Source organism: Pseudoalteromonas sp. TB51 (genome assembly GCF_000498055.1).
In the GTDB taxonomy this organism is placed as follows: domain Bacteria; phylum Pseudomonadota; class Gammaproteobacteria; order Enterobacterales; family Alteromonadaceae; genus Pseudoalteromonas; species Pseudoalteromonas atlantica.
On the sequence record NZ_AUTO01000058.1, the window covers coordinates 1 to 3037 of the forward strand.

1 pseudogene is annotated in these 3037 nt (G+C 41.4%); it reads right to left on the reverse strand.

What is annotated here, in order from left to right:
- Positions 1–2265 precede the first annotated feature (2265 nt).
- A pseudogene (prpF, locus tag L650_RS0102045) lies at positions 2266–3037 on the reverse strand (2-methylaconitate cis-trans isomerase PrpF); the annotation flags it as partial.

Genomic DNA, 3037 nt, shown 5'->3' on the forward strand with positions numbered 1-3037 from the left:
CTTCTACTTCAATCTCATACTCAGTAATAGCGGCTTCTGCATCAAGTACTAACTGCGCAAGTGCTAAATCGTATGTGCTTACGTTTTCTACTTCTTCTAAAGCAGCGTCTTGTAAATCAATTGCAGTATCTAGTATGCCTTGGTAGTCAGAGCTTTGAGCTACTAATAGAGTCGCTGTGCTAACATAGCCTTGTGCTTGCACATAAACCTTGTTTGTTGCCGTTGCTAAATCCGCTGCTTCAGCTTCATTTTCAAGTGCAGCTACAGCCGCAACAAATTCAATTGCAGTAGCTGCGTCAGTTACAGCATCACCCATTTCTTCAACATCAGCAAGCATTTCTTCAGCAGTATCTATAGATGTTTGAAGAGCAGAAAGTTCAGTAGAAGATGCATCAATTTGCGCTGATAACGCAACTGCTAAATCTGCAAAAAAGTCATCGCCTGCAACACACTCATCGCCAGAACAACCCAGCTCTTCTAGAGCTTCTTGCACAGTACCTGCAAGTTCTGCCAGCTCTGAATCGGTTGCCGCACCGTTTTTAACTGCGTTGTCTTTTGCTTCTTTTGCTTTAGCTGCAATACCCGCAGAATTTTCTGCAAATGCATTAATCTCAGCAGCTGATGCATTAGGGTTATTTGCTAAGTAGGCTGCTTCTAATGCAGTTTTAATTGCATCTTCATCACCCGTTGCAATAGCTACAAACACGCTTGCAGTACTAGAAACGGCTGTTTGTAATGTTGCTGCAATATCAGTTGTACTTAAAGTGCCTGCTGCAACACCGGCTTTAATGCTTGCTATAGCATCAGAGATTGATGGTAAGCCTTGAACCGAAGATGACAACTGCGCAATCATCAACACGCCTTGCGTAAGACTTTCTTCACCGTCTACATCACTTAAATCTACTGCACCACCGTTTGATAAGTCACCAATAAGCGTTGATAATAATACCGCTGCATCTGGTCCTAAAACTTGAATCACTGTGTTTAAGCTTGTCGATGCAATAGCATCAGCGTCAACTTCACCTTCGGCTTCAAGTAGGGCTTGAGCAACCAATGTAGTTAAAAAAGTTACATTCGCTTTAAACGAACGTGCTACGTTTGCATCGCCTGCTGCGCCGCTTGCACCTGATGTGTCAGCTTCTGCTGGAGTAACATATTTAACAACAGAAAGCTCTAAGTCGGCTTTGTACCATTCACCAAACTCAATGTTAGTATCGCCATCGTTTACGTCATCTGCTTCTGGCGCATCATCGTAAGTTCCACAACCAACGTAAGCATCACAACGTAAGAAGCTATCATCGCCTTCTTCAGCAGTAGTCACTGTAATATATACAGGGCCTGTAAAGTCATCTTCAAGGTAAATGCTGTAGCTACCATTATCGCCGGTTACTAGCGCATCTGGGTTACCTGCTACTTTACTAGCTTNCCGCATCTGCCGCATCTTGAGAAGTTGCTTCGCCGGTAAACGTTTCAGCTTCTGCTGATGCTTCTAATCTAAATGCAACTGGAACACTTTGCCCTGTTTCATCAAGTGTCATCACACTAACTACGGCACCTTTCATGGCTCCTTTAACAGCTTTACCTGTTATTTCTACGTTAAATTGAGCCTCATCAGATGAAGTAACAGATTCAACTGGAGGAACGTAAGTGTTTCTGTCGTTGTCTGAACCACAACCCGCTAAACCTAGGGTAAGTGCAACAGATGCTGCAATTGGGGTAATTTTATTCATACGCTGTGCCATTTATTTCTCCTTGATAGCCTGCAATGAGTATCAGAAATTATTTTATAAAATATACGCGTGAAAGTTTACAAAAAAACATAAACAGACACACAATAACAACCTTTGTTACTTATTAATTAAAGTAACATTAAGCAATGAGTTTTTGCTACATTTTTATGCGCTATAAGTATAAGTTTTTACCTAAATATAAACGACGCTTCTTCATAGGCTTTACTATTTTTCAATAAGATATGTTAAAACCATTAAGAAGCATCGCTCTGGCGTACCATATATCCACAATATTAAGTGAATATTACATTTAATTTAGTTTGTTAATAATATTCTTCAAGTAATTGCGACAGATACGCTAAAAAAAACGCCCGCCAAGGCTAATATAATGAAAAAAGGATGAGGTTAGGTGGTGTTTTGAAATGAAATATATAAACAGAATGTTTATTTAGCTGTGTATTAAAACTAAACGTTTAACAGTCATTAACGAGCAATATGCGCCGTTAATGACTCAATATAAAACGTTAAAATCAGCTTACTGCAAAGCCCTAACTACGCCCTCCATAAGCACACGAGCACTGCGGCTCATACTTGCTTTTGTTACTTGCCAATCTCCAGCTATTTTTTTAGCTTCTGCGCCTACTTTTAGCGTGCCAGAGGGGTGGCCAAAGTTAACTTCGTTTAATGTCCCGCCACCTGCGGCCACATTAACAAGCGTACCTTCAATTGCAGCGGCNGGCTGCGCCAATAGCGACTGCAGCTGTGCCCATCATAGCGTGATGAAGCTTGCCCATAGACATAGCACGTACTAATAAATCAATTGTTGTAGCTTCAATAAACTTACCACTTGACGCGTTATAATCTAATGGCGCTGCCACAAAGGCTACTTTTGGTGTGTGTTGGCGTGTTTGCGCTTCATTAATATTAGCTATTAACCCCATTTTGACTGCGCCATAGGCACGAATAGTTTCAAGCTTTTTAAGTGCGTCAGTATCGTTATTAATATCGCTTTGCAGCTCAGTGCCACTATAGCCAATATCCGCGGCATTAATAAATACAGTAGGAATACCCGCGTTTATCATGGTGGCTTTTAAAGTACCAACACCTGGTACTTCTAAGTCATCTACTACATTGCCTGTTGGGAATAACGCCCCTTCACCATCGGCGGGTTTTAAAAACTCAAGCTTTACCTCGGAGGCAGCAAAGGTCACGCCATCAAGTTCAAAATCGCCAGTTTCTTGCACTTCGCCATTGGTGATAGGCACATGAACTAAAATGCTTTTTTTAATATTGGCCTGCCATACACG